Source organism: Microbispora sp. H11081 (assembly GCF_012999535.1).
Classification (GTDB): Bacteria; Actinomycetota; Actinomycetes; order Streptosporangiales; family Streptosporangiaceae; genus Microbispora.
Genome location: NZ_JABBWV010000022.1, coordinates 49,550 through 68,749, shown reverse-complemented (window position 1 = coordinate 68,749; position 19,200 = coordinate 49,550). Strand labels below are relative to the sequence as shown.

Below are 19,200 nucleotides of genomic sequence, written 5' to 3'. Positions count from 1 at the left end.
TTACGGCGGTTATAGCGGTAGGGAAACACCCGGTTACTTTCCGAACCCGGAAGTTAAGCCTGCCAGCGCCGATGGTACTGCACCGGGGACGGTGTGGGAGAGTAGGACGCCGCCGGACAATCTTTCATATGGTAAGGGCCATCCCGTTCGGGGTGGCCCTTCCGCATTCCCGGACCCCCTCCTTTTTCCGTGTGGGGGTTGGGGTGTGGGTGTTCAGCCCCGGCTTGTTGGCCGGGGCTTTTCGCATATCGACCAACGTTCACCGGGGTGAGGGAGCGGACGGGTGCGGAGGGGACGGGCTGGAGGGAGCGGAGCGGAAGGGAGCGAGGACCGCAGCGAAGGCCCAGCGGAGCGGGCTTCGCGAGGACCGGAGGTTCCTTCCGGCGCAGTGACCGACCCGGCCCGTGGTGACCGACCCGGCCCGTGGTGACCGACCCGGCCCGTGGTGACCGACCGGGCCAAGGCCTGTGGACACCCAATTAGGGTTGCCGGCGTGGATGAGCTGATCAGTCGGTTGATTGCCCGCCACCTGCCCGGCTACGAGGTCGGCAGGGTCAGGCGGTTGGGCGAGGGGCAGGACAACGCGGCGTACGAGGTCAACGGCGAGCTGGTCGTGCGGCAGAGCAAGACCGACGAGGCGGCCGGACGCGCTGAAGCGGTGCGGCGGGAGGCGGCGTTGCTCGCCGCGGTGGCCGAGTTGTCCCCGGTGCCCGTGCCGCGGCCGGTTTTTGTGGACGAGGAGGCGGGCGTGCTGGCGTACCGCGTGCTTCCGGGCCGTCCGCTGAACCTCCACCCGGTCAGGGAGCCGATGCGCCTGGCGGCTCCGCTCGGTGGGTTCCTCAGCCGGCTCCACGCGGCGCCGGTGGAGCGGATGGAGACGCTCGTGCCGCACGACGTCTATCCGGCGAGTGAGCTGCTGGAGGAGGCCGAAGGCCACTATCGGGACGTCGCGGCTCACCTGCCGCCGGACGCTCGCCGGCTGGTGGAGGACTTTCTCGGCGCCGAGGCCCCGGAGGAGCCCGGCGTGCCGGCGTTCTGCCACAACGACCTCGGCGCGGAGCATGTGCTGGCGGATGCCGATACGAGCACCGTGACGGGGGTCATCGACTGGACCGACGCGGCCATCACCGATCCCGCGTACGACCTCGCGCTGGTCTACCGGGATCTCGGTCCGGCGGTCTTCGAGCGGACGTTGGCGCACTACGAGGGGCGTCTCGACGACGCCGGGCACGCGCGGGTCCTTTTCTACGCCCGGTGCGCCCTGCTGGAAGACATCGCGTACGGTCTGAGCTCGGGCGAGCGGTCGTACGCGGACGCGGGTCTGGCGCATCTCGACCGCACCTTCTCCTGAGACGGGAGGCGCGAGGGGCGTATCCCGCGCAGGACAGCGCTCCCGGACAGCGCTCCTGGGCAGAGTTCCCGGGCAGAGTTCCCGGGCAGGGCTCCCGAGTGGGCATTCACCCGCTGACGAGGCGGTAGCCCACGCCGCGGACAGTCTGGATCATGGTGTCCTCCACGTCGCCCAGCCGCGCGCGCAGGCGTTTGACGTGTACGGCGATGGTGTTGGTCGACATCCCCTCGGCGGAGTGCCAGACGTTGCGCATGATCTGCTCGCGGGTGACGGTCCTGTCGGCGTTGCGCATGAGGTAGCGCAGCAGCTCGAACTCGCGCAGCGGCAGATGCACCACGCGTCCACCGACTTTCACCTGGTATGCCGTGACGTCGAGCTCCACGTCGCCGATCGTGAGCACGGTCCGGTGGCCGTCCTCGCGGCGGAAGGCCGCCTGGACGAGGGGGAGCAGTTCGCGCACGCGGTACGGCCTGGCCACGCAGGCCGTCGCGCCCGCCTCCAGGGCCTCCAGCGCCTGCCCGGCGTCACCGCCGAAGTCGATGCCGAGCAGGACGGGAACGGATCGCGCGAGCCGTACGGCGCGGACGAAGTCGACTGGGCCGACGATGGGGAGGGAGGCGCAGATCAGCACGGCGTCGGGCTTGAGCGCCCCGGCCTGCAGCAGTGCCTGGGCGCCGTCGGGCACGCCGGCCACGTCGACGCCCTCGGCCTGCATGGCGGCGGAGAGCTGCCGAACCAGGCCCGCGTCCGGATCGGCCACCAGGAGCATGGGCGCCGTCCGAGTGTCCCCCTCCACTGCGGGTGCCGTCACCCGGGTCCCTCCAATGCTGTCAGCCGGAAGCGGTCGTCACCCGAAGCGGCCCGTGATGTAGTCCTCGGTCGCCTTCTCGGCCGGGTTGGTGAAGATCTTCGACGTCTCGTCCATTTCGACGAGCTTGCCCGGCTGCCCCTGCGCGGCCAGGTTGAAGAACGCGGTCTTGTCGCTGACCCGGGCGGCCTGCTGCATGTTGTGGGTCACGATCACGATCGTGTAGTCCTGCTTGAGCTGCGAGATCAGATCCTCGATCGCCAGGGTCGAGATCGGGTCGAGGGCCGAGCACGGCTCGTCCATGAGCAGCACCTGCGGGCGTACGGCGATCGCGCGGGCGATGCACAGACGCTGCTGCTGGCCGCCGGACAGGCCCGCGCCCGGCTTGTTCAGCCGGTCCTTGACCTCGTTCCACAGGTTGGCGCCCTTGAGGGACTCCTCGACGACGTCCTCAAGCTCAGACCTCGAGTGACGGCCGTTGAGCCGCAGGCCCGCCGCCACGTTGTCGAAGATGGACATCGTGGGGAAGGGGTTCGGCCGCTGGAACACCATGCCGATGGTCCGCCTGACCGACACGGGGTCGACGTCGGCGCCGTACAGGTCCTGCTCCTCCAGGCGCACCTTGCCTTCGACCCGCGCGCCGGGGATGACCTCGTGCATCCGGTTGAGGGTCCGCAGGAACGTCGACTTCCCGCAGCCCGACGGCCCGATGAAGGCCGTCACCGACCGCGGCTCGATCGTCATCGAGATGCCTTCGATCGCCTTGTGCGAGCCGTAGTAGGCGTCGAGGCCCGCTACCTCGATCTGCTTGGCCATTCCTTACCTCCTCCTCGCGGGCGAACGCCACCACGTGATGAGGCGCGCGACCAGGTTGAGCAGCATGACGATCAGGATCAGCGTGAGTGCGCCGGTCCAGGCCCGGTCGATCGCGGTGTCCGTGGGACGACCGGCCTGATCGAACACGTACAGCGGGAGCCCCATCTGCGGTCCGTTGAACGGGTCGGTGTTGATGGAGTCGGTGATGAAGACGGTCAGCAGCAGCGGCGCGGTCTCGCCGGCGACGCGGGCGACGGCCAGCATGACGCCGGTCACGATGCCGGTGAACGCCGTGGGCAGCACGACCTTGACGATGGTCCGCCACTTGGGCACGCCCAGCGCGTACGACGCCTCGCGCAGTTCCCTGGGCACGAGGCGGAGCATCTCCTCGGCGGACCTGACCACGACCGGCATCATCAGGATCGACAGGGCGAGCGCGCCGGCGAAGCCGGAGAACGGCATGCCGAGCACGAGGATCCAGAAGGCCAGGACGAAGAGTCCGGAAACCACGGAAGGGACGCCGGTCATGACGTCCACGAAGAAGCTGATGATGCGCGACAATCGTCCGCCTTCGCCGTACTCGACGAGGTAGACGGCGGTGAGCAGACCGATCGGCACCGCGATGAGCGACGCGAGCAGGACCTGTTCGAGTGTGCCGATGATGGCGTGGTAGGCGCCGCCGCCCGCGTCGCGCGCCCCGATGTTGCGCATCGAGTGGGTGAGGAACTCCAGGTCGAAACGGCCGATGCCGTTCTTGACGACGAGCCACAGCACCGACACCAGCGGGATGACCGCGAGCGCGAACGCCAGGTAGACGAGCACCTGGACGAGCCGGTCCTTGATGCGCCTGGCGGCGGAGATGGGCTGGATTCCGATCTGTACGGTCACGCTGCGGCCCTCGCGTACTCCTTGCGGCGGGCGATGACGAAGCGGGCGGCCATGTTCACCAGCAGGGTGATGAGGAACAGGACGAGACCCGAGGCGATCAGGGCGCCGCGGCCCACATCGGTCGCCTCGCCGAAGCCGTTGGCGATGTTGGCGGCGATGCTGTTGCCGTACGGGCCGAGGATCTCGATCGTGATCTTGAATGTCGCCGGGAAGATGAGCGCGACGGCGATCGTCTCGCCCATCGCGCGGCCGAGGCCGAGCATGGCGGCGCTGATGACGCCGGGCCGGCCGAACGGCAGGACCGACATCCTGATCATCTCCCAGCGCGTCGCGCCGAGCGCCAGCGCGGCCTCTTCCTGCGTCTTGGGGGCCTGCAGGAAGACCTCGCGGGAGATGGCGGCGATGATCGGCAGGATCATGATCGCGAGCACCAGCGACGCGGTGAGCATGCTCTTGCCGACCACGGTGGCGCCGCCGAAGAACGGGATCCAGCCGAGGTGGTCGTTGAGGAACTTCGACGGGCCGAGCATGAACGGCACGAGGAAGGCGACGCCCCACAGGCCGTACACCACGCTGGGGACCGCCGCGAGGAGGTCCACGATGTAGCCGAGCAGGGAGGCGAGCCGCCGGGGCGCGTAGTGCGAGATGAACAGCGCGACCCCGACCGCCACCGGGGTGGCGATGACCAGCGCGAGCAGCGAGCTGAGCACGGTGCCGAAGGCGAGCGCCCCGATGCCGAAGACGGGCTTCGTGGCGTTGGGCTGCCAGGTCAGCTCGGTGAGAAAGCTGGACGTGTTCGCCTGGAGGGCGGGGACGGCCTTGACGACCAGGAACACCCCGATCGCCGCCATGATCGCCAGAAGGACGACACCGGCCCCGATCGAGGCGAAGCGGAACGGCCCGTCGCCGCGGCTGCGCCGGAAGGCGGACCGGCGCATGGCCGGCCCGCTCTCCCTGGTTCTGGTTGACGTCGCCATCTGCTAGGAGATCGCCTCGACAGCGGTGCGGACCTTGCCGACCAGGCTCGACGGCAGCGGGGCGTAGCCGAGGCTGGTCAGCGCCTGCTGGCCCTCGTCGCTGGAGGTGTAGGTCAGGAACGACTTGACCAGCTTCGCGTCGTCGGCGGACAGACCCTTCTCACAGGTGATCTCGTACGTCACCAGCACGATCGGGTAGGCGCCCGGGGCCGAGGTGGCGTAGTCGATCTTGAGCTTGAGGTCGTTGCCGGTGCCCGCGATCTCCGCGGCCTCGACGGTCTTGCCCGCGCTCTCCGGGGTGAGCTCGACGAACTCGCCGGAGCCGTTGGCGACCTTGGCCTTCTGCAGCTGCGAGTTCTCGGCGAAGGACAGCTCGACGTAGCTGATCGCGCCCTCGGTGCTCTTGACGCTGGAGGCGATGCCGTCCGAGCCCTTGGAGCCCTGGCCCTGGGCCTCGGCCGGCCACGCCTTCGCCGGCTCGTACGGCCAGTCGGCGGTGGCCTTCAGGAACTTGGTGAAGTTGTCGCTGGTGCCCGACTCGTCGGAGCGGTGGAACGCCTGGATGGCGGTCGAGGGCAGCTTGGCGTCCGGGTTGTCCGCCTTGATGGCCGGGTCGTCCCACTTGGTGATCTTGCTGTTGAAGATGCCGCCGATGGTCTTCGGCGACAGCTGGAGGCCGTCCACACCCGGGAGGTTGTAGACGACGGCCACCGGGCCGGTCACCATCGGCAGGTTGATCGCCTTGCCGGTCTTGCAGCGGGCGTCGGCCTGCGCGGGCTCGCCCTTCTCGTCGTTCAGGGCCGAGTCGGAACCGGCGAAGGCCACGGTGCCCTGGATGAACGCCTGGACGCCGGCACCGGAGCCGCTCGGGTTGTAGTTGACGCTGACGCCGGGGTTCGACGACTGGAAGCTCTTCTTCCACTCCGCGATGGCGTTCGCCTGGGCCGAGGAGCCGGCGGCGTTGATGGTGCCCTGGAGCGTGTCGTCGCCCTGCGCGGGAGCGGCGGCGCTGGAGGTGCCCCCCGCCGTGCTCGTGTTGTCATCGGTCCCGCATGCGGCGAGCGAGAGCACGCCGACGATAGTGGCGGCGGCGAGCCGGCCTGCATACTTCACGGTTGTTCCTCCCCTTGTCTCTCAACAGCAGGGACGGTAGGGAGCCAAGGTGACCTAAAACCTTGGTAAAGGTGAACGGGCAATGAACGCCCCCGGACGCTCTCGTACGGCTCCGGAGGAGATAACGAGCAGGTCACAGGCGTGATGGGAGAGGATTGGGTTCATGAAGCGTGTATGTCTGGTTTGCATGGGGAACATCTGCCGATCGCCCATGGCCGAGGTCGTGCTGCGCCGTACGCTGGCGGAACGCGGGCTCGACGTGGAGGTGGACAGCGCCGGCACCGGAGGCTGGCACGCGGGAGAGCCGATGGACGAGCGGGCCCTGGCCACGCTGGCCGACCACGGGTATGACGGCTCGTCCCACCGGGCCCGCCAGTTCGACCGGGCGTGGTTCGCCGAGCGTGACCTCGTCCTCGTGATGGACCTGGACAACCTGCGCGCCGTACGCCGCATCGCGCCGCCGTACGCCGACGTGCGGCTGCTGCGGTCGTTCGACCCGGCGGCCCCCGAAGGCGCCGAGGTGCCCGATCCCTACTACGGGGGACCCGAGGGGTTCGTGGAGGTGCTGCGGATGGTCGAGGCGGCCTGCGAGGGGGTGGCGAAGTACCTTGAGGATCACTAGGGATCTCGGCGGCGGGCACGCCTGGACCCTGCACGAGGGCGTGCTCGACGACGGCCGCAGGGTGTTCGTGAAGAAGGGCGCCGGAGCGGCGGACGCGTCTGGCGTGCTGGAGAGCGAGGCCGCCGGGCTGCGCTGGCTGGCGGAGCCGGGAGCGGTGGCCGTCCCCGAGGTGATCGCCGCGGACGGCGACGCGCTGGTGCTGGAGTGGGTGGACACCGCCCCCGCGACGGCCGGAGCCGCCGAGGAGTTCGGCCGGTCGCTCGCGGCGCTGCACGCCGCCGGGGCCCCGGCCTTCGGCGCTCCCTGGCCCGGCTACATCGCCGAACTGCCGATGGGCAACGAGGCCGCGCCCGACTGGCCGTCGTTCTACGTCTCCCGCCGCGTGCTGCCGTTCGTACGGCTCGCGCGCGACCGGGGCGCGCTGTCGGCCGCGGACCTGGAGTTGGTCGAGGAGGCGTGCGACCGGGTGCCGGAGATCGCCGGGCCGGCCGAGCCGCCGAGCCGGATCCACGGCGACCTGTGGAGCGGGAACGTGCTGTGGTCGGCGGACGGAGTGGTGCTCGTGGACCCGGCCGCCCACGGTGGTCACCGGGAGACCGACCTCGCGATGCTGGCGCTGTTCGGGGCGCCGCACCTCGGCACGATCCTCGGCGCCTACCGGGAGGCGGCGCCCCTCGCGGACGGCTGGCGTGAGCGGGTGCCGCTGCACCAGCTCCACCCGCTGGCCGTCCACGTCTGCCTGTTCGGCGAGGCGTACCGGGGCAGCCTTCTCACCGCCGCGGGCGACGTCCTCGCCCTGTGACCTTTCACCGATAGGAGGGGTTCATCCACGCGACCCGGAAATAGTTCGCCGAGGTGACCCCACTGCTCTTGACGACGGTCATTCTCAGGCGGATTCGCTGAATTCCGGACACCGGGACCGTGATCTCCGGCGCGTTCGTGTATGTCGCCACATGCTGCGCGAGGACATGGTCGCTGAGGTCGAGAACGGAAAAACGCACCTGTGCCGACGTATTTGGAGAAATGCGGTCGATTCCGACGCGCGCCGTGAACTTGGTCGCGTTCTGGGGAACCACGTAGTCGAGATGGCCCGTCACCGCGCCGGTCCCGTTCACCCGGCAGGTGACGGCGGTGACTTGTTCGTCCGAGCCCGCGACGGCGACCGAGCGGTCGCCCCAGTCGTTGCCGTAGCCGTCGGGCGTTCTGCAGCCCACGACGCCGACCGCGTCCCTCCTGGTCAAAGGAGTGGTCGTCCCGGATTCCGCCGGGGTGGAGGCGGTTCCCGCGCCGGACGCCACCGTGGCTGTCACCGTGGCGGTCACGGTGGAGGTGACCGTCGCCGTCGCCGTGTGCGTCACGGCGATGTTCTCCCCGACCACGTTCCGTACGGCGCCGGGGGCGTTGATCACGGCGATCGCCACTCCCGACGCCGCGGTGACGAGGGTCCCCACGCAGGCCCAGACGCCGGTGATCACGGCGATTCTGCGGGCGTTCTTCCGCTCTTCCTTTCCCTCGTCGTCGGCTGTTCTACGCGGCTTCGCTGGTGCGCTCATGTCGAATTCCGGCTCGTCGCAGTGGTCTCGGAGAGGCCGCTTCCGCGTCCCGTTTCTGGGACGCGTGCGGCGACGAGCCGGTTGGCAGTCGATTGTCACGGACCCGGCACGAATACCGCCGGTTCGGTAACGCCGCTAATGGAAATTCGACGATTTATCCGAATATGGAGGGAAATATCAGCGGGGGGACAGGCGCTTGAGCACCTCGTCGTGGAGCACGCCGTTGGTGCAGACGAGGTTGCCGCCTTCGAGGGGCGGGATGCCGTCGAGGGAGGTGCAGGAGCCACCGGCCTCCTCGACGATGATCGTGAGGGCTGCCATGTCCCACGGGGACAGTTCGGGCTCGGCGGAGAGGTCCACCGCGCCCTCGGCGACCATCATGTGCGACCAGAAGTCGCCGTAGCCGCGGGTGCGCCAGCACTGCCTGGTGAGATCGAGGAACGCGTCGAGCCGCCCGGCCTTCTCCCATTCCTCCAGGTCGGAGAAGGAGAAGGACGCGTCGTCGAGGCGGGCGACCGAGGACACCTCGCAGCGCGTCGCCTTGCTCAGGCTGCGCCCTGTCCACGCGCCGCTGCCCTTGGCGGCCCACCAGCGGCGGCCGAGCGCCGGGGCGGAGACCATGCCGACGACGACCTTGCCGTGCTCCATCAGCGCGATCAGCGTGGCCCACACTGGGACCCCGCGCACGTAGTTCTTCGTGCCGTCGATGGGGTCGACGATCCAGGAGCGCATGCCGTACCCGGTCGTGCCGAACTCCTCGCCGACGACGGCGTCGCGGGGCCTGGCACGGCGCAGCGTGCCGCGGATCGCCTCCTCCACCGCCCGGTCGGCGTCGCTGACCGGGGTGAGGTCGGGCTTCGTGTCGACCTTGAGGTCGACGGCCTTGAAACGGCGCATCGTGATGTCGTCGGCGGCGTCCGCCAGCAGATGCGCGAGGTGCAGGTCGTCGCGGTACTCCGTCACAGGCCCAAGGTATCGTGCCCCGGCCTTGCCCCAGCAGATCGTCCCATCACCGTCCCCCGGACCCCGCGGCCCCCGGACGCCTGAGCCGGCGCGTCACCCGGAGAGGACGTCGTCGGGGGACGCGCGCGCGATCCCCGCGAGGGTGGCGAGCGCGACTTCCAGCGTGTCGGCCGGCGGCGAGGCGAGACCGAGACGGACGGCGTTCGGCGTCCGGTGGTCGCCCACGGCGAAGGCGGCCGCGGGAGTGACGGCGATGCCGTGCCGCGCCGCGGCGGCCACGAACGTGTCCGCCCGCCACGGCGGCGGGAGCTCCCACCAGCAGTAATAGGACCGAGGGTCGGCGCGTACGGCGAACCCGCCCAGGTGGCGCGCCGCGATCCGCTGCCGGGCCTCGGCGTCCCGCCGCTTGCCGAGGCTCAGCGCCTCCACCACGCCGTCGTCGGCCATCCGTACCGCCGCCTCCAGGGCGAACCTCGGCGGCGCCGCGCCCATCGAGTGCAGCGCCGCGGTCACGCCGGGAGCGACGGCCGGGGGCACGACCGCGAACCCGACGGTCAACCCGGGCGCGAGCCGCTTGGACAGGCTGTCGACGAGGATCGTGCGCTCGGGCGCCACGGCGGCGATCGGGGGCAGTTCGTCCCGGAGGAACGACCAGATGCCGTCCTCGATCACGGGTATGTCCAGCCGTGCGAACACGGCCGCGAGCGCGGCGCGGCGCTCGACCGGCATGCTGACCGACAGCGGGTTGTGCAGCGTCGGCTGGAGATAGACGGCTTTGAGCGCGGCCCCGCGCGCCGCGCTCTCCACGGCCTCGGGAACCAGGCCCTCGTCGTCCACCGGCAGGGGGACGAGGGTGACCCCGAGCCGGGCGGCGATCGTCTTCACCACGGGGTAGGTGAGCTCCTCGACGCCCAGCCGCGTGCCCGGCGGGACCAGCGCGGCGACGACGGCCGCGATCGCCTGGCGTCCGTTGCCCGCGAAGAGCGTTCGCGCCGGGTCCGGACGCCAGCCGCGGCGGGCGAGAAGGTCCGCGACGACCTCGCGGGCGACGGGGGTGCCCGCCGCGCCCACCGGCCGCATGGCGGCCTCCAGCACGTCAGGGCGCAGCAGCCGCCTGATGCCGTCCCCGAGCAGACGGGCCTGCTCGGGGATGACGGGATAGTTGAGTTCGAGATCCACTCCGCTGCCGCTCGGCTCGGCCAGGGCGGTGCCCTGGCGTCGCCCGGAGGCGCGCACGAAGGTGCCGCGCCCGACCTCGCCCACCGTCAGGCCGCGACGGGTCAGCTCCGCGTAGACGCGGGCCGCCGTCGAGCCGGCGATGCCGCGCCGGCGGGCGTAGTCCCGTTGCGGAGGCAGCCGGTCGCCCGGCCTGAGCCGCCCGGCCGCGATGTCCGCGGCCACCTCGTCCGCCAGTTCCCGGTAGCTCTCCACCGCCGCCTCCCGCCCGTGCCAGGGTGACGCGTACGATCACGACATTGCTCCGAGAATAATATGAATTATTGCCCTCGAAATGCCAGGAGGATTAGCCTGAGAAAACCGTCCGGACCGGTGCGAACGACCTGCGAAGAGAAAGCGACATCGATGGTCGAATCCCACGCGGTCCTGGGCGTCGTGTCCGTTGCGCTGGCAATGGTGCTGTCTCCAGGCCCGAACATGATGTATCTGGTCTCCCGCAGCGTCAGCCAGGGACGCAGGGCCGGAATTCTCTCGCTGAGCGGAGTGGTCGCCGGATTCCTCGCGTACCTGACGGTCGCGAATCTCGGATTGGCCGTGCTGCTCGCCGCGGTTCCCCAGATTCTCGCCGCGATCCGCCTGGCCGGGGCGGGTTACCTGCTGTGGCTCGCGTGGCGGACGATCAGGCCGGGCGGCGCGTCGGTGTTCGCCCTGCGGGAGGTGCCGGACGACTCACCGCTCCGGCTGTTCACCATGGGACTGACGACGAACCTGCTCAACCCGAAGATCGCCATTCTGTACGTCTCCGTCATCCCGCAGTTCGTCGATCCCGGCGCGGGCAACGTGCTGTCGCAGGGCGTCGTCCTCGGCCTCGTCCAGATCGCGGTGGCCTCGACGGTGAACCTCGCGATCGTCCTGGCAGCGGGAGGCGTCGCCGGTTTCCTGGCCCGCCGGCCGGGGTGGCTGCGGGCCCAGCGGATCACCATGGGGAGCGTGCTCGGAGCCCTCGCCGTCACCCTGGCCCTCGGCGGCTGACCCCTGCGACCGCCGGTTCAGTCGTCGTCGGGGGAGCCCTCGCGGCTGGCGAGCAGCCGTCGCAGGGACTCCAGCCGCGCGGGATCGGCGCGTCCCTCCGCCACGTGGCGGTCCAGGGCGCAGTCGTCACCGAGATGGGTGCAGCCCTTGGGGCAGTCGGCCGTGACGTCCACCAGGTCGGGGAAGGCCGCGAGCACGGTCTCCACCGAGATGTGCGCCAGCCCGAAGCTGCGTACGCCGGGCGTGTCGATGATCCAGCCGCCCTCGGGGAGTTCGAGGGCGACGGCGGAGGTGGAGGTGTGCCTGCCGCGGCCGGTGACGGCGTTCACGTGCGACACGGCCCGGCGGGCGTGCGGAACCAGCGCGTTGACCAGGGTCGACTTGCCGACCCCGGAGTGGCCGACGAACACGCTGATCCGGTCGGCGAGCGCCGCGCCCAGCTCGTCGAGCGGGCCGTTCTTTCGTACGACGACGTACGGCACGCCGAGGGGCTCGTACAGCGCCACGAGGTCGCGGGCCGGCGCGAGGTCGGCCTTGGTGAGGCACAGCAGCGGCTCGATGTCGGCGTCGTACGCCGCGACGAGCATCCGGTCGATCATTCGCGGGCGCGGCTGTGGATCGGCGAGCGCGGTGACGATGACGAGCTGGTCGGCGTTGGCGACGATGGGCCGCTCGACGTCGTCGACGTCGTCGGCGCTGCGCCGCAGCATCGAGGTGCGCTCCTCCACCCTGACGATGCGCGCCAGCCTGTCGGGCTGCCCGGTGACGTCGCCCACCAGAGCCACGTGGTCTCCCACGACGATGCCCTTGCGGCCGAGCTCGCGGGCCTTCATCGCCACGACGAGCGTCCGTTCGCCCCGCCGCTTCCCCGATGTGGCGGAGCGCGGAACGCCCTCGCCCACCAGACAGGTGTAACGCCCGCGGTCGACGGCCACCACGTAGCCCTCGACGGCCTCGCTGTGGGCAGGCCGGATCCGCGTCCTGGGCCGTGAGCCCTTGCCCGGCCTGACCCTGACGTCGTCCTCGTCGTATTGCCTTTTTCTCAGTGCCCGCGCCCTTCGGAGTGCCCCGGTCCCGGGTGGCCACCGCTGCCCAGCATCGAGGCCCACATGCGGGGGAACTCGGGGAGCGTCTTGCCGGTTGTGGCGATGTCCTCGACCTCGACGCCCGGCACGACCAGGCCGATGACCGCGCCCGCCGTGGCCATGCGGTGATCGGCGTACGAGTGGAAGACGCCGCCGGTCAGCGGACGGGGGTGGATCTCCAAGCCGTCGTCGGTCTCCCGGGCGTCGCCGCCCAGCCGGTTGATCTCCGTGGCGAGCGCGGTGATCCGGTCGGTCTCGTGCCCCCGGATGTGCGCCACGCCCCGGATGCGGGACGGCCCGCCGGCCAGCGCGGCCAGCGCGGCGATCGTCGGGGTGAGCTCGCTGACGTCGTGCAGGTCGGCGTCGATGCCGCGCACCTCGCCCTCGCCGGTCACCCGCAGGCCCTCGGGCACCCGCTCGACCCGTGCGCCCATCTCGGCGAGCAGCCCGCGAAGGGCGTCGCCGCCCTGCGTCGTCTCCTCCGGCCAGTCGGGCACGACCACGGAACCCCCGGTGACCATGGCCGCCGCGAGGAACGGCGCGGCGTTGGACAGGTCGGGCTCGACCGTGACATCCCTGGCCAGGATCGGGCCGGGCTGCACCCGCCACACGTCGCGCTCGGAGTCGTCCACGTCGACCCCCGCCTGACGCAGCATCAGCACGGTCATCTCGATGTGCGGCATCGAGGGGACGGGCGGGCCGCTGTGCCGTACGGTCAGGCCCTTCTCGAAGCGCGCGGCGGCCAGCAGCAGGCCGGAGACCATCTGCGAGGAGACCGAGGCGTCGAGGGTGACCTCGCCGCCCGGGATCGGACCGCGGATGGTGAACGGCAGCGCGTCGTTGTCCACCGACGCGCCGAGCGCCCGCAGCGCGCCGAGGATCGGGCCCATCGGCCGCTTGCGCGCGTGCGCGTCGCCGTCGAAGAAGACCGGCCCGTCGGCCAGCGCGGCGACCGGGGGCACGAACCGCATCACGGTCCCGGCGAGCCCGACGTCGATCGACACCCCGCCGCGTACGGCATGCGGGGTCACCGACCAGTCCACGCTGTCGGCGCTCTCGTTGGACGGCGTCATCTCGGCGCCGAGCGCGCGCAGCGCCGCCGTCATCAGGTCGGCGTCGCGGCTGCGCAGCGCGAGCCGTACGGTGCTGGGGGCGTCGGACAGCGCGGCGAGCAACAGCGCGCGGTTGGTCACGGACTTGGAGCCGGGCAGGCGGACCGTCGCATGGACCGGCTCGGCGGCCACAGGGGCGGGCCAGAGCGGCGCGGCGGCGGTCTGGTGGTCGGCGTGCGGCTCGGCGCCGCCGGACGCGGACTGCGGAGAGGCCATGTGCGCAAGCTTAGTGCGCGCCCGCCCACCCGGACCTTCGCGCGGAGCGCGTACGGGCCCCGGGAGTGGCAGTCTTGGTGGCATGTGCGGGAGGTACGCGTCGGCGCGCAAGAAGCAGGAGTTGCTGGAGGAGTTCCAGGTCGAGGTGGACGGTGTGCCCGACCAGGAACTACGGCCCGACTACAACGTCGCGCCCACGAAGAACGTCTACGCGGTGATGTGCCGCGTGCCGAAGGACGACGCCGGTGAGAGCCTGGGCGACGAGCCCGTCAGGCAGCTCAGGGTGGTCAGGTGGGGGCTAGTGCCGAGCTGGGCCAAGGACCCGTCGGTGGGCTCTCGCATGATCAACGCCAGGGTGGAGACGGTGGCGGAGAAGCCGTCGTACCGCAGGGCGCTGAAGTCCCGGCGCTGCCTGATCCCGGCGGACGGCTACTACGAGTGGATGCCGCTCGAAGGCAAGAGGAAGCAGCCGTTCTTCATCCACCCCGCCGACGGCGGCGTGCTCGCGATGGCCGGCCTGTACGAGTTCTGGAAGGACCCCTCCCGAGCGGACGACGACCCGCTGAAGTGGCTGTGCACCTGCACGGTGATCACCACGACGGCGGCGGACAAGCTGGGCCGCATCCACGACCGGATGCCGATGATGGTCGAGCGCGAGCGCTGGGCGGAGTGGCTCGACCCGCGCGTGACCGACCCCACCGGCCTGCTCGTCCCCGCCTCACCGGACCGGCTGGACGCGTACGCCGTGTCCGACGCGGTGAACAGCGTCCGGCACAACGGCCCCGAGCTGATCGAGCCGCTCGAAGGCGACGACGTGCCGCGGCTCGTCTGACCGGGCGGGACTTCCGGGCGGGACCAGCCGGGACAGGGGCGCCGCGCCCGCACGCCGTGCGCCCGGCCCGGCTTCCGTGGCCGGGGGTGTAATCGGCGTGCGAAGTGGGCATTCGTTCGGGAAAGCGACCGCGGCCACGACGCCCGGCCGCTGACCGTCCAGGAGACCGGGGGCTCTGGGACGGGCGAATCCCCCACTCCCGGAGGTGCGGATCCGTGGACGTCGCGACCGCGCGCATGCGCCTGGAAGGCATGCTCGCCGAACTCGACCGCTCGATCAGCGTGCTGCGTGGGGATCCGGTCGCGGGGAACGACAGGTCACTCGCCGACGCGGGAGCCCATCTCACCGACACCGACAGGACCCGCGCCATGCTCGACGCGGCGTCCCGGCAGCGTACGGCCGTGCTGGCCGCGTTGCGGCGGCTGGACGACGGCGGTTACGGCCACTGCGTCGACTGCGGCACGCTCGTTCCCGAGGGCAGGCTGGAGGCGCGCCCCGAGGCGGCCCGCTGCGTGCAGTGCCAGTCGCGCGTCGAGCGCCGCCGCTGAGCCCGGCGAGCCACGTCGGGTTTCCGCTTTCTGCGGGCGTTCACAAGGGCTTGCGCGCGCTGGCCACCAGGTGGATGCCGACCGTGTCGTCGTCGGCGGTGTCGGTCTCCAGTTCCGTGCGGACCAGCCACGACAGCGACTTGCTCTCCGAGCTCAGCACGTGGTCGACCGTGGAGGGGGACAGCACCGTGCGCGGGCGCACCCACTCCACCTCAAGGCCGGCGCCGGTGATCAGCTCGCGTATCTGCTGGCTGGTGAAGCAGCGCGTGATGCTGCCGTCGGGCCAGGGGATGAGCATGACCTCGCCCGTCTGGCACAGGTGCGCCCAGTAGTTCTGCTCGGCCAGGATCGCCATCCCGAGGACCAGCGAGTCGACGCACAGCAGCGCGCGCCCGCCGGGCCGCAGCACCCGGGCCACGTCCTCGATGACGGACTCCGCCATGATCTCGACCGACAGCACGCGCTCCTCGGCGATCACGCCGTCCACGCAGCCGTCGGGCAGGAAGCCCAGATTGTCGGCGCGCACCTTCTGTATGCGGTCGGACGCGTCGCGCAACCACGGTTCCGCAGGCCGGCGGAAGTCCATGACCTCGATCACCCGGTGACCGGCGCGCGCCGCCTGCACCGGCCACCGCCCACGTCCACCGGACAGGTCCAGCAGGAGGGACGGCCGGGCGGGCAGCCACTTGCGCAACTGCTCGGCGACGACCGCGTGATAGAAGGTCCAGTACGGCCCGAGCGTGCCCGAGCCGTTGAGTTCGTTGGCCGGTATGGGCAGCACGAGCGGCTCCTGGACTCTGGCTGTCCCGCACATGGGTGTGAGACAGCGAAACTCGGTTTCCGGGCTACCAAGCCGGTGCTTACTTTTTTCCCCGCACCGGGTCGTTCGTCACCTCAATCTGCACCGGGAACAGACTCTACGCCCGCCCTGTTGCAGTTGGGCATGAAGACGTTGGTGCTGCCAGAAGGCCTCGACGGGGCGGACGTACCCGGGCCGGTATCCTCGGCTGGGTACGGTGTCCTGAAGGGGGTGGGTCCGGTCTCCAAGACAGCCGAGGAGACTCTGGAGCAGCGCAGCGAGCGGTTCGAGCGCGACGTCATGCCGTTTCTCGATCAGCTCTACTCCGCCGCGCTCCGGATGACCCGGAACACAGCGGATGCGGAGGATCTCCTCCAGGAGACGTTCGCCAAGGCCTTCGGCTCCTTCCACCAGTTCCAGGAGGGGACGAACCTCAAGGCCTGGCTCTACCGCATCCTCACCAACACCTTCATCAACAGCTACCGGAAGAAGCAGCGGGAGCCCAAGCAGGCGGGCACCGAGGAGATCGAGGACTGGCAGCTCGCGCGGGCGGAGTCGCACACGTCGAGCGGGCTGAAGTCGGCCGAGATCGAGGCGCTCGAACATCTCCCCGACAGCGACGTCAAGGACGCTCTCGCGGCGCTCCCCGAGGACTTCCGCATCGCCGTCTACCTGGCGGATGTGGAGGGCTTCCCCTACAAGGAGATCGCCGACATCATGGGCACTCCCATCGGGACCGTGATGTCGCGCCTCCACCGGGGCCGCCGGCAGCTGCGCAACCAGCTCGAGGACTACGCGCGCGAGCGCGGCCTGGTGCGGCCGGACTCCCTCGGCGCGGGTCGCGAAGGGACGCTTGGGGAGGAGGAGCGATGAGCTGCGGGAACCACCACGACACCCCGTGTAGCGAGGTGCTCGACCGGGTGTACACCTACCTGGACGGTGAGCTGGACAAGCACCGCATCGCCGAGATCAGGCAGCACCTCGACGAGTGCAGCCCCTGCCTGGAGGAGTACGGCCTGGAGGAGGCGGTCAAGCGGCTCGTGGCCAAACACTGCGGGTGCGACCCCGTCCCGCACGACCTGCGCGCCAAGGTGCTCGAACGCATCGAGCAGGTGCGCACCCAGATGGCGGAGTAGTCCCCGAGCCACGGAAGGCCTGAAAAGGCCGCACCGGGGCAATCCTCGTTAGGATCTTCCACCAAGGACCGGGAAGGACGGGGACATGCGGGCACTGGTCACGGGCGGGGCGGGGTTCATCGGCTCCACCCTCGTCGATCGGCTGTTGGCGGACGGCCACGAGGTCGCGGTGGTGGACGACCTGTCGTCCGGCCACGTGCGCAACCCCGACGCCCCGCTCCACGTCCTGGACGTCCGCGACCCCGCGCTCGCGGAGCTCGCGGAACGCTGGCGGCCGGAGGTCGTCTGCCACCTCGCCGCGCAGATCAGCGTACGCAGGAGCGTCGCCGACCCGGTCACCGACGCCAGGACCAACGTCGAGGGCACCGTCAACGTGCTCGAGGCCGCCCGCCGCGCCGGGGCGCGCAAGGTCGTCTACGCGTCCTCCGTCGCCGTCTACGGCAGGCCGGCCGCGATCCCCGTACCGGGCGACGCCCCCACCGATCCCCGTTCTCCGTACGCCGCCTCCAAGCTCGGCGGTGAGCTGTACCTCGCCACCTACCGCGCGTTGTACGGGCTCGAATACACCACGCTCGTGCTGGCGAACGTCTACGGGCCGCGCCAGTCGCCCGAGGGCGAGGCCGGGGTGGTCGCCATCTTCACCGACGCCCTGCTGGCGGGCAGGCCCACGGCCGTGTACGGCGACGGCTCCCAGACCCGCGACTACGTCTTCGTCGAGGACGTGGTGGACGGCTTCGCCCGCGCCTGCGGGCCGCACGGCGACGGCCGCCGGGTCAACCTCGGCACCGGCGTGCAGACCACCGACCGCGAACTGCACACGCTGGTCGCCGCGGCGGCGGGAGCCCCCGACGAGCCGCGCTTCGAGCCCCCTCGCCTGGGCGACCTCCCGGCGATGGCCGTCGACCCCGCTCCCGCGTTCGAGGCCCTCGGCTGGCGGCCCAGGCACGACCTGCCCACCGGTCTCAAGGCCACCGTCGAGTGGGCCCGCCAGGCGCTGGTCTGACCGGTTGAACCGGATGGCCGTGCCGGGCGTCACAGCGGTGTGACGCGTCTGCGCCGGACCACCCTCGTCATCGTCGTCGCCGTGTGCGCGACAGCCGTACTGGCCGCGTGCGCGCCCGGGCCGGGAAGGGTGCCGGACGCGTGCCCGCAGCGCTGGGAAGGCGAGGGCGTCGGCGGCTGGGTGCCGGCCGCCGTGGACATGGACGGCGCGGACGAGTCGCTGGTCCCCGGCGCGCCGGTGCGGGCGCTGATCTGCGCTTACCCTGGCGTCAACACGGATCCGGGCGGCGAGGCGCTGGGCGGGTCGCGGACGCTGACGGACCAGGCGGCGGCGATGGCCCGCGACCTCGCGTACCTGCCGGCGACCGCCGGTGAGCCCTCGATGGCCTGCACGGACATGGGCGGGCCCGTGACGAACTATCTGGTGCGCTTCGCGTACGCCGACGGCTCGGCGCTGTGGGTGGGCAGCGCCGAGGAGGTGAACTCCTGCGTCACGACGACGAACGGCACGGTCCGGACCCGCTCGTACGTCGGAAAGGCCCTGACCGCCGCCTACCGGGAGGGGACGTGGCGCGTCCCGAGGCCGGACGATCCCTGCCGGGGCGGCGGCGACCGGCGGGGGCAGCAGGACGCCATGGTCCCCGGAGATCCGGAGTGGGTCCTGGTGTGCCTGGACGGGGGCGAGAAGTGGCCGCCCAGGCGCGAGCACGGCGCGGCGGCGGCTCGAGAACTCGCCGCGGCGCTCGACGACCTGGACGCTGTGCCGAGCGGGTACGGGTGCCAGGGAGGAGGCCCGGAGGCGGACTTCCGTGCCTACCGTCTGGTCTTCGGGTACGCCGAGGGGCCGCACGCGGGCGTGCGGGTGGACTACGGCTGCACGCCCGGCGTCGGCAACGGGATGCTCCAGGCCGAGGTGAACGACGGCGTCCGCCGGCTGCTGGCCCGGCTCACGCCGGGAGAAGAAGCGCCGTAAAAGGGCGCTGACAAACCGGTGCAATTGCACGCGGTGTGATGGCTTGGTTACGGTTTGGCTGCGATGGGCGCGACATCCCAGTGGGGCCGTCGGCCCTTCTGTAGCCTGAGTGCGACATCGACGTGGAGGCGGCGCAATGCTTGGGAAGACCGTCGTCAGGCTGATAGTGGCGCTGGCGCTGCTCACTCCGGTGGTCGC

General features: G+C 70.9%; 21 protein-coding genes and 1 rRNA gene. 11 read left to right on the top strand and 11 right to left on the bottom strand.

The window, feature by feature from the left end; all coding sequences use genetic code 11:
* Window position 1 precedes the first annotated feature (1 nt).
* A 5S ribosomal RNA gene (gene rrf / locus HHX31_RS32500) occupies window positions 2-118 on the top strand.
* A 375-nt stretch (window positions 119-493) separates the two neighbouring features.
* The gene (locus tag HHX31_RS32495; protein ID WP_211590631.1) at window positions 494-1,351 is read left to right on the top strand and encodes a phosphotransferase; all 858 of its coding nucleotides are present in this window, start codon (window positions 494-496) and stop codon (window positions 1,349-1,351) included.
* A 106-nt stretch (window positions 1,352-1,457) separates the two neighbouring features.
* On the opposite strand, the gene HHX31_RS32490 is transcribed toward HHX31_RS32495, so the two are convergent.
* From HHX31_RS32490 to pstS, 5 genes are read right to left on the bottom strand one after another with little or no spacing between them, the layout of a single operon-like run.
* Window positions 1,458-2,162, bottom strand: a complete 705-nt coding sequence (locus HHX31_RS32490) for a response regulator transcription factor (RefSeq protein WP_311932471.1) — start codon at window positions 2,160-2,162, stop codon at window positions 1,458-1,460.
* Between the two features lie 36 nt (window positions 2,163-2,198).
* Window positions 2,199-2,975: a phosphate ABC transporter ATP-binding protein PstB gene (gene pstB, locus HHX31_RS32485; protein ID WP_169953447.1), complete on the bottom strand. Its 777-nt coding sequence runs from the start codon at window positions 2,973-2,975 to the stop codon at window positions 2,199-2,201.
* Between the two features lie 3 nt (window positions 2,976-2,978).
* Window positions 2,979-3,863 (bottom strand): phosphate ABC transporter permease PstA, encoded by an 885-nt coding sequence (pstA, locus tag HHX31_RS32480; protein ID WP_169953445.1) that lies wholly within the window; start codon window positions 3,861-3,863, stop codon window positions 2,979-2,981.
* Complete coding sequence (gene pstC / locus HHX31_RS32475) at window positions 3,860-4,801, bottom strand: phosphate ABC transporter permease subunit PstC (protein WP_249347272.1); 942 nt, start codon at window positions 4,799-4,801, stop codon at window positions 3,860-3,862. The genes pstA and pstC overlap by 4 nt, the downstream gene beginning before the upstream one ends.
* Window positions 4,802-4,843: 42 nt before the next feature.
* Window positions 4,844-5,953: a phosphate ABC transporter substrate-binding protein PstS gene (pstS, locus tag HHX31_RS32470; protein WP_169953441.1), complete on the bottom strand. Its 1,110-nt coding sequence runs from the start codon at window positions 5,951-5,953 to the stop codon at window positions 4,844-4,846.
* A gap of 211 nt (window positions 5,954-6,164) precedes the next feature.
* Here pstS and HHX31_RS32465 point away from each other — a divergent pair, with 211 nt between their 5' ends.
* Both HHX31_RS32465 and HHX31_RS32460 read left to right on the top strand, forming a co-directional pair.
* Window positions 6,165-6,575 carry a low molecular weight protein-tyrosine-phosphatase gene (locus tag HHX31_RS32465; protein WP_249347269.1) on the top strand — a complete coding sequence of 137 codons (411 nt, stop codon included), beginning with the start codon at window positions 6,165-6,167 and terminating at the stop codon, window positions 6,573-6,575.
* Entirely contained in the window at window positions 6,562-7,377 is an 816-nt protein-coding gene (locus HHX31_RS32460; protein WP_169953436.1) for a fructosamine kinase family protein, read from the top strand. Before HHX31_RS32465 ends, HHX31_RS32460 begins: the two co-directional genes overlap by 14 nt.
* A gap of 4 nt (window positions 7,378-7,381) precedes the next feature.
* Here HHX31_RS32460 and HHX31_RS32455 read toward each other — a convergent pair whose 3' ends face one another.
* From HHX31_RS32455 to HHX31_RS32445, 3 genes are all read right to left on the bottom strand, one after another.
* Complete coding sequence (locus tag HHX31_RS32455) at window positions 7,382-8,128, bottom strand: NPCBM/NEW2 domain-containing protein (protein ID WP_169953434.1); 747 nt, start codon at window positions 8,126-8,128, stop codon at window positions 7,382-7,384.
* Window positions 8,129-8,305: 177 nt separating this feature from the next.
* On the bottom strand, window positions 8,306-9,091 hold the full coding sequence (gene hisN, locus HHX31_RS32450) for a histidinol-phosphatase (RefSeq protein WP_169953432.1): 786 nt from the start codon (window positions 9,089-9,091) through the stop codon (window positions 8,306-8,308).
* Window positions 9,092-9,184: 93 nt separating this feature from the next.
* The gene (locus HHX31_RS32445; protein ID WP_169953430.1) at window positions 9,185-10,522 is read right to left on the bottom strand and encodes a PLP-dependent aminotransferase family protein; all 1,338 of its coding nucleotides are present in this window, start codon (window positions 10,520-10,522) and stop codon (window positions 9,185-9,187) included.
* 150 nt (window positions 10,523-10,672) lie between these two features.
* Between HHX31_RS32445 and HHX31_RS32440 the strand changes: the two genes are divergently transcribed.
* Window positions 10,673-11,299, top strand: a complete 627-nt coding sequence (locus HHX31_RS32440; RefSeq protein ID WP_169953428.1) for a LysE family translocator — start codon at window positions 10,673-10,675, stop codon at window positions 11,297-11,299.
* Window positions 11,300-11,316: 17 nt separating this feature from the next.
* Here HHX31_RS32440 and rsgA read toward each other — a convergent pair whose 3' ends face one another.
* On the bottom strand, window positions 11,317-12,345 hold the full coding sequence (gene rsgA, locus HHX31_RS32435; RefSeq protein ID WP_169953455.1) for a ribosome small subunit-dependent GTPase A: 1,029 nt from the start codon (window positions 12,343-12,345) through the stop codon (window positions 11,317-11,319).
* Entirely contained in the window at window positions 12,342-13,712 is a 1,371-nt protein-coding gene (gene aroA / locus HHX31_RS32430; RefSeq protein ID WP_169953426.1) for a 3-phosphoshikimate 1-carboxyvinyltransferase, read from the bottom strand. The genes rsgA and aroA overlap by 4 nt, the downstream gene beginning before the upstream one ends.
* An 82-nt stretch (window positions 13,713-13,794) precedes the next feature.
* On the opposite strand from aroA, the gene HHX31_RS32425 reads away from it, so the two are divergent.
* Complete coding sequence (locus HHX31_RS32425; protein ID WP_169953424.1) at window positions 13,795-14,544, top strand: SOS response-associated peptidase; 750 nt, start codon at window positions 13,795-13,797, stop codon at window positions 14,542-14,544.
* Window positions 14,545-14,759: 215 nt separating this feature from the next.
* Window positions 14,760-15,092 (top strand): TraR/DksA family transcriptional regulator, encoded by a 333-nt coding sequence (locus HHX31_RS32420; protein ID WP_169953422.1) that lies wholly within the window; start codon window positions 14,760-14,762, stop codon window positions 15,090-15,092.
* Window positions 15,093-15,132: 40 nt separating this feature from the next.
* Here the strand turns inward: HHX31_RS32420 and HHX31_RS32415 are convergent, their stop codons facing one another.
* Entirely contained in the window at window positions 15,133-15,873 is a 741-nt protein-coding gene (locus tag HHX31_RS32415; RefSeq protein ID WP_169953420.1) for a methyltransferase domain-containing protein, read from the bottom strand.
* A 249-nt stretch (window positions 15,874-16,122) separates the two neighbouring features.
* Between HHX31_RS32415 and HHX31_RS32410 the strand changes: the two genes are divergently transcribed.
* The 4 genes from HHX31_RS32410 to HHX31_RS32395 all read left to right on the top strand — a co-directional run bounded on the left by HHX31_RS32410 (window position 16,123) and on the right by HHX31_RS32395 (window position 19,002).
* A complete protein-coding gene (locus HHX31_RS32410) occupies window positions 16,123-16,764 on the top strand; it encodes a sigma-70 family RNA polymerase sigma factor (RefSeq protein ID WP_169953418.1) in 642 nt (213 codons plus the stop codon).
* Window positions 16,761-17,027, top strand: a complete 267-nt coding sequence (rsrA, locus tag HHX31_RS32405; protein WP_169953416.1) for a mycothiol system anti-sigma-R factor — start codon at window positions 16,761-16,763, stop codon at window positions 17,025-17,027. Before HHX31_RS32410 ends, rsrA begins: the two co-directional genes overlap by 4 nt.
* A gap of 85 nt (window positions 17,028-17,112) precedes the next feature.
* On the top strand, window positions 17,113-18,030 hold the full coding sequence (locus HHX31_RS32400; protein ID WP_169953414.1) for an NAD-dependent epimerase/dehydratase family protein: 918 nt from the start codon (window positions 17,113-17,115) through the stop codon (window positions 18,028-18,030).
* 39 nt (window positions 18,031-18,069) lie between these two features.
* The gene (locus HHX31_RS32395; protein WP_169953411.1) at window positions 18,070-19,002 is read left to right on the top strand and encodes a hypothetical protein; all 933 of its coding nucleotides are present in this window, start codon (window positions 18,070-18,072) and stop codon (window positions 19,000-19,002) included.
* Window positions 19,003-19,200: the final 198 nt, after the last annotated feature.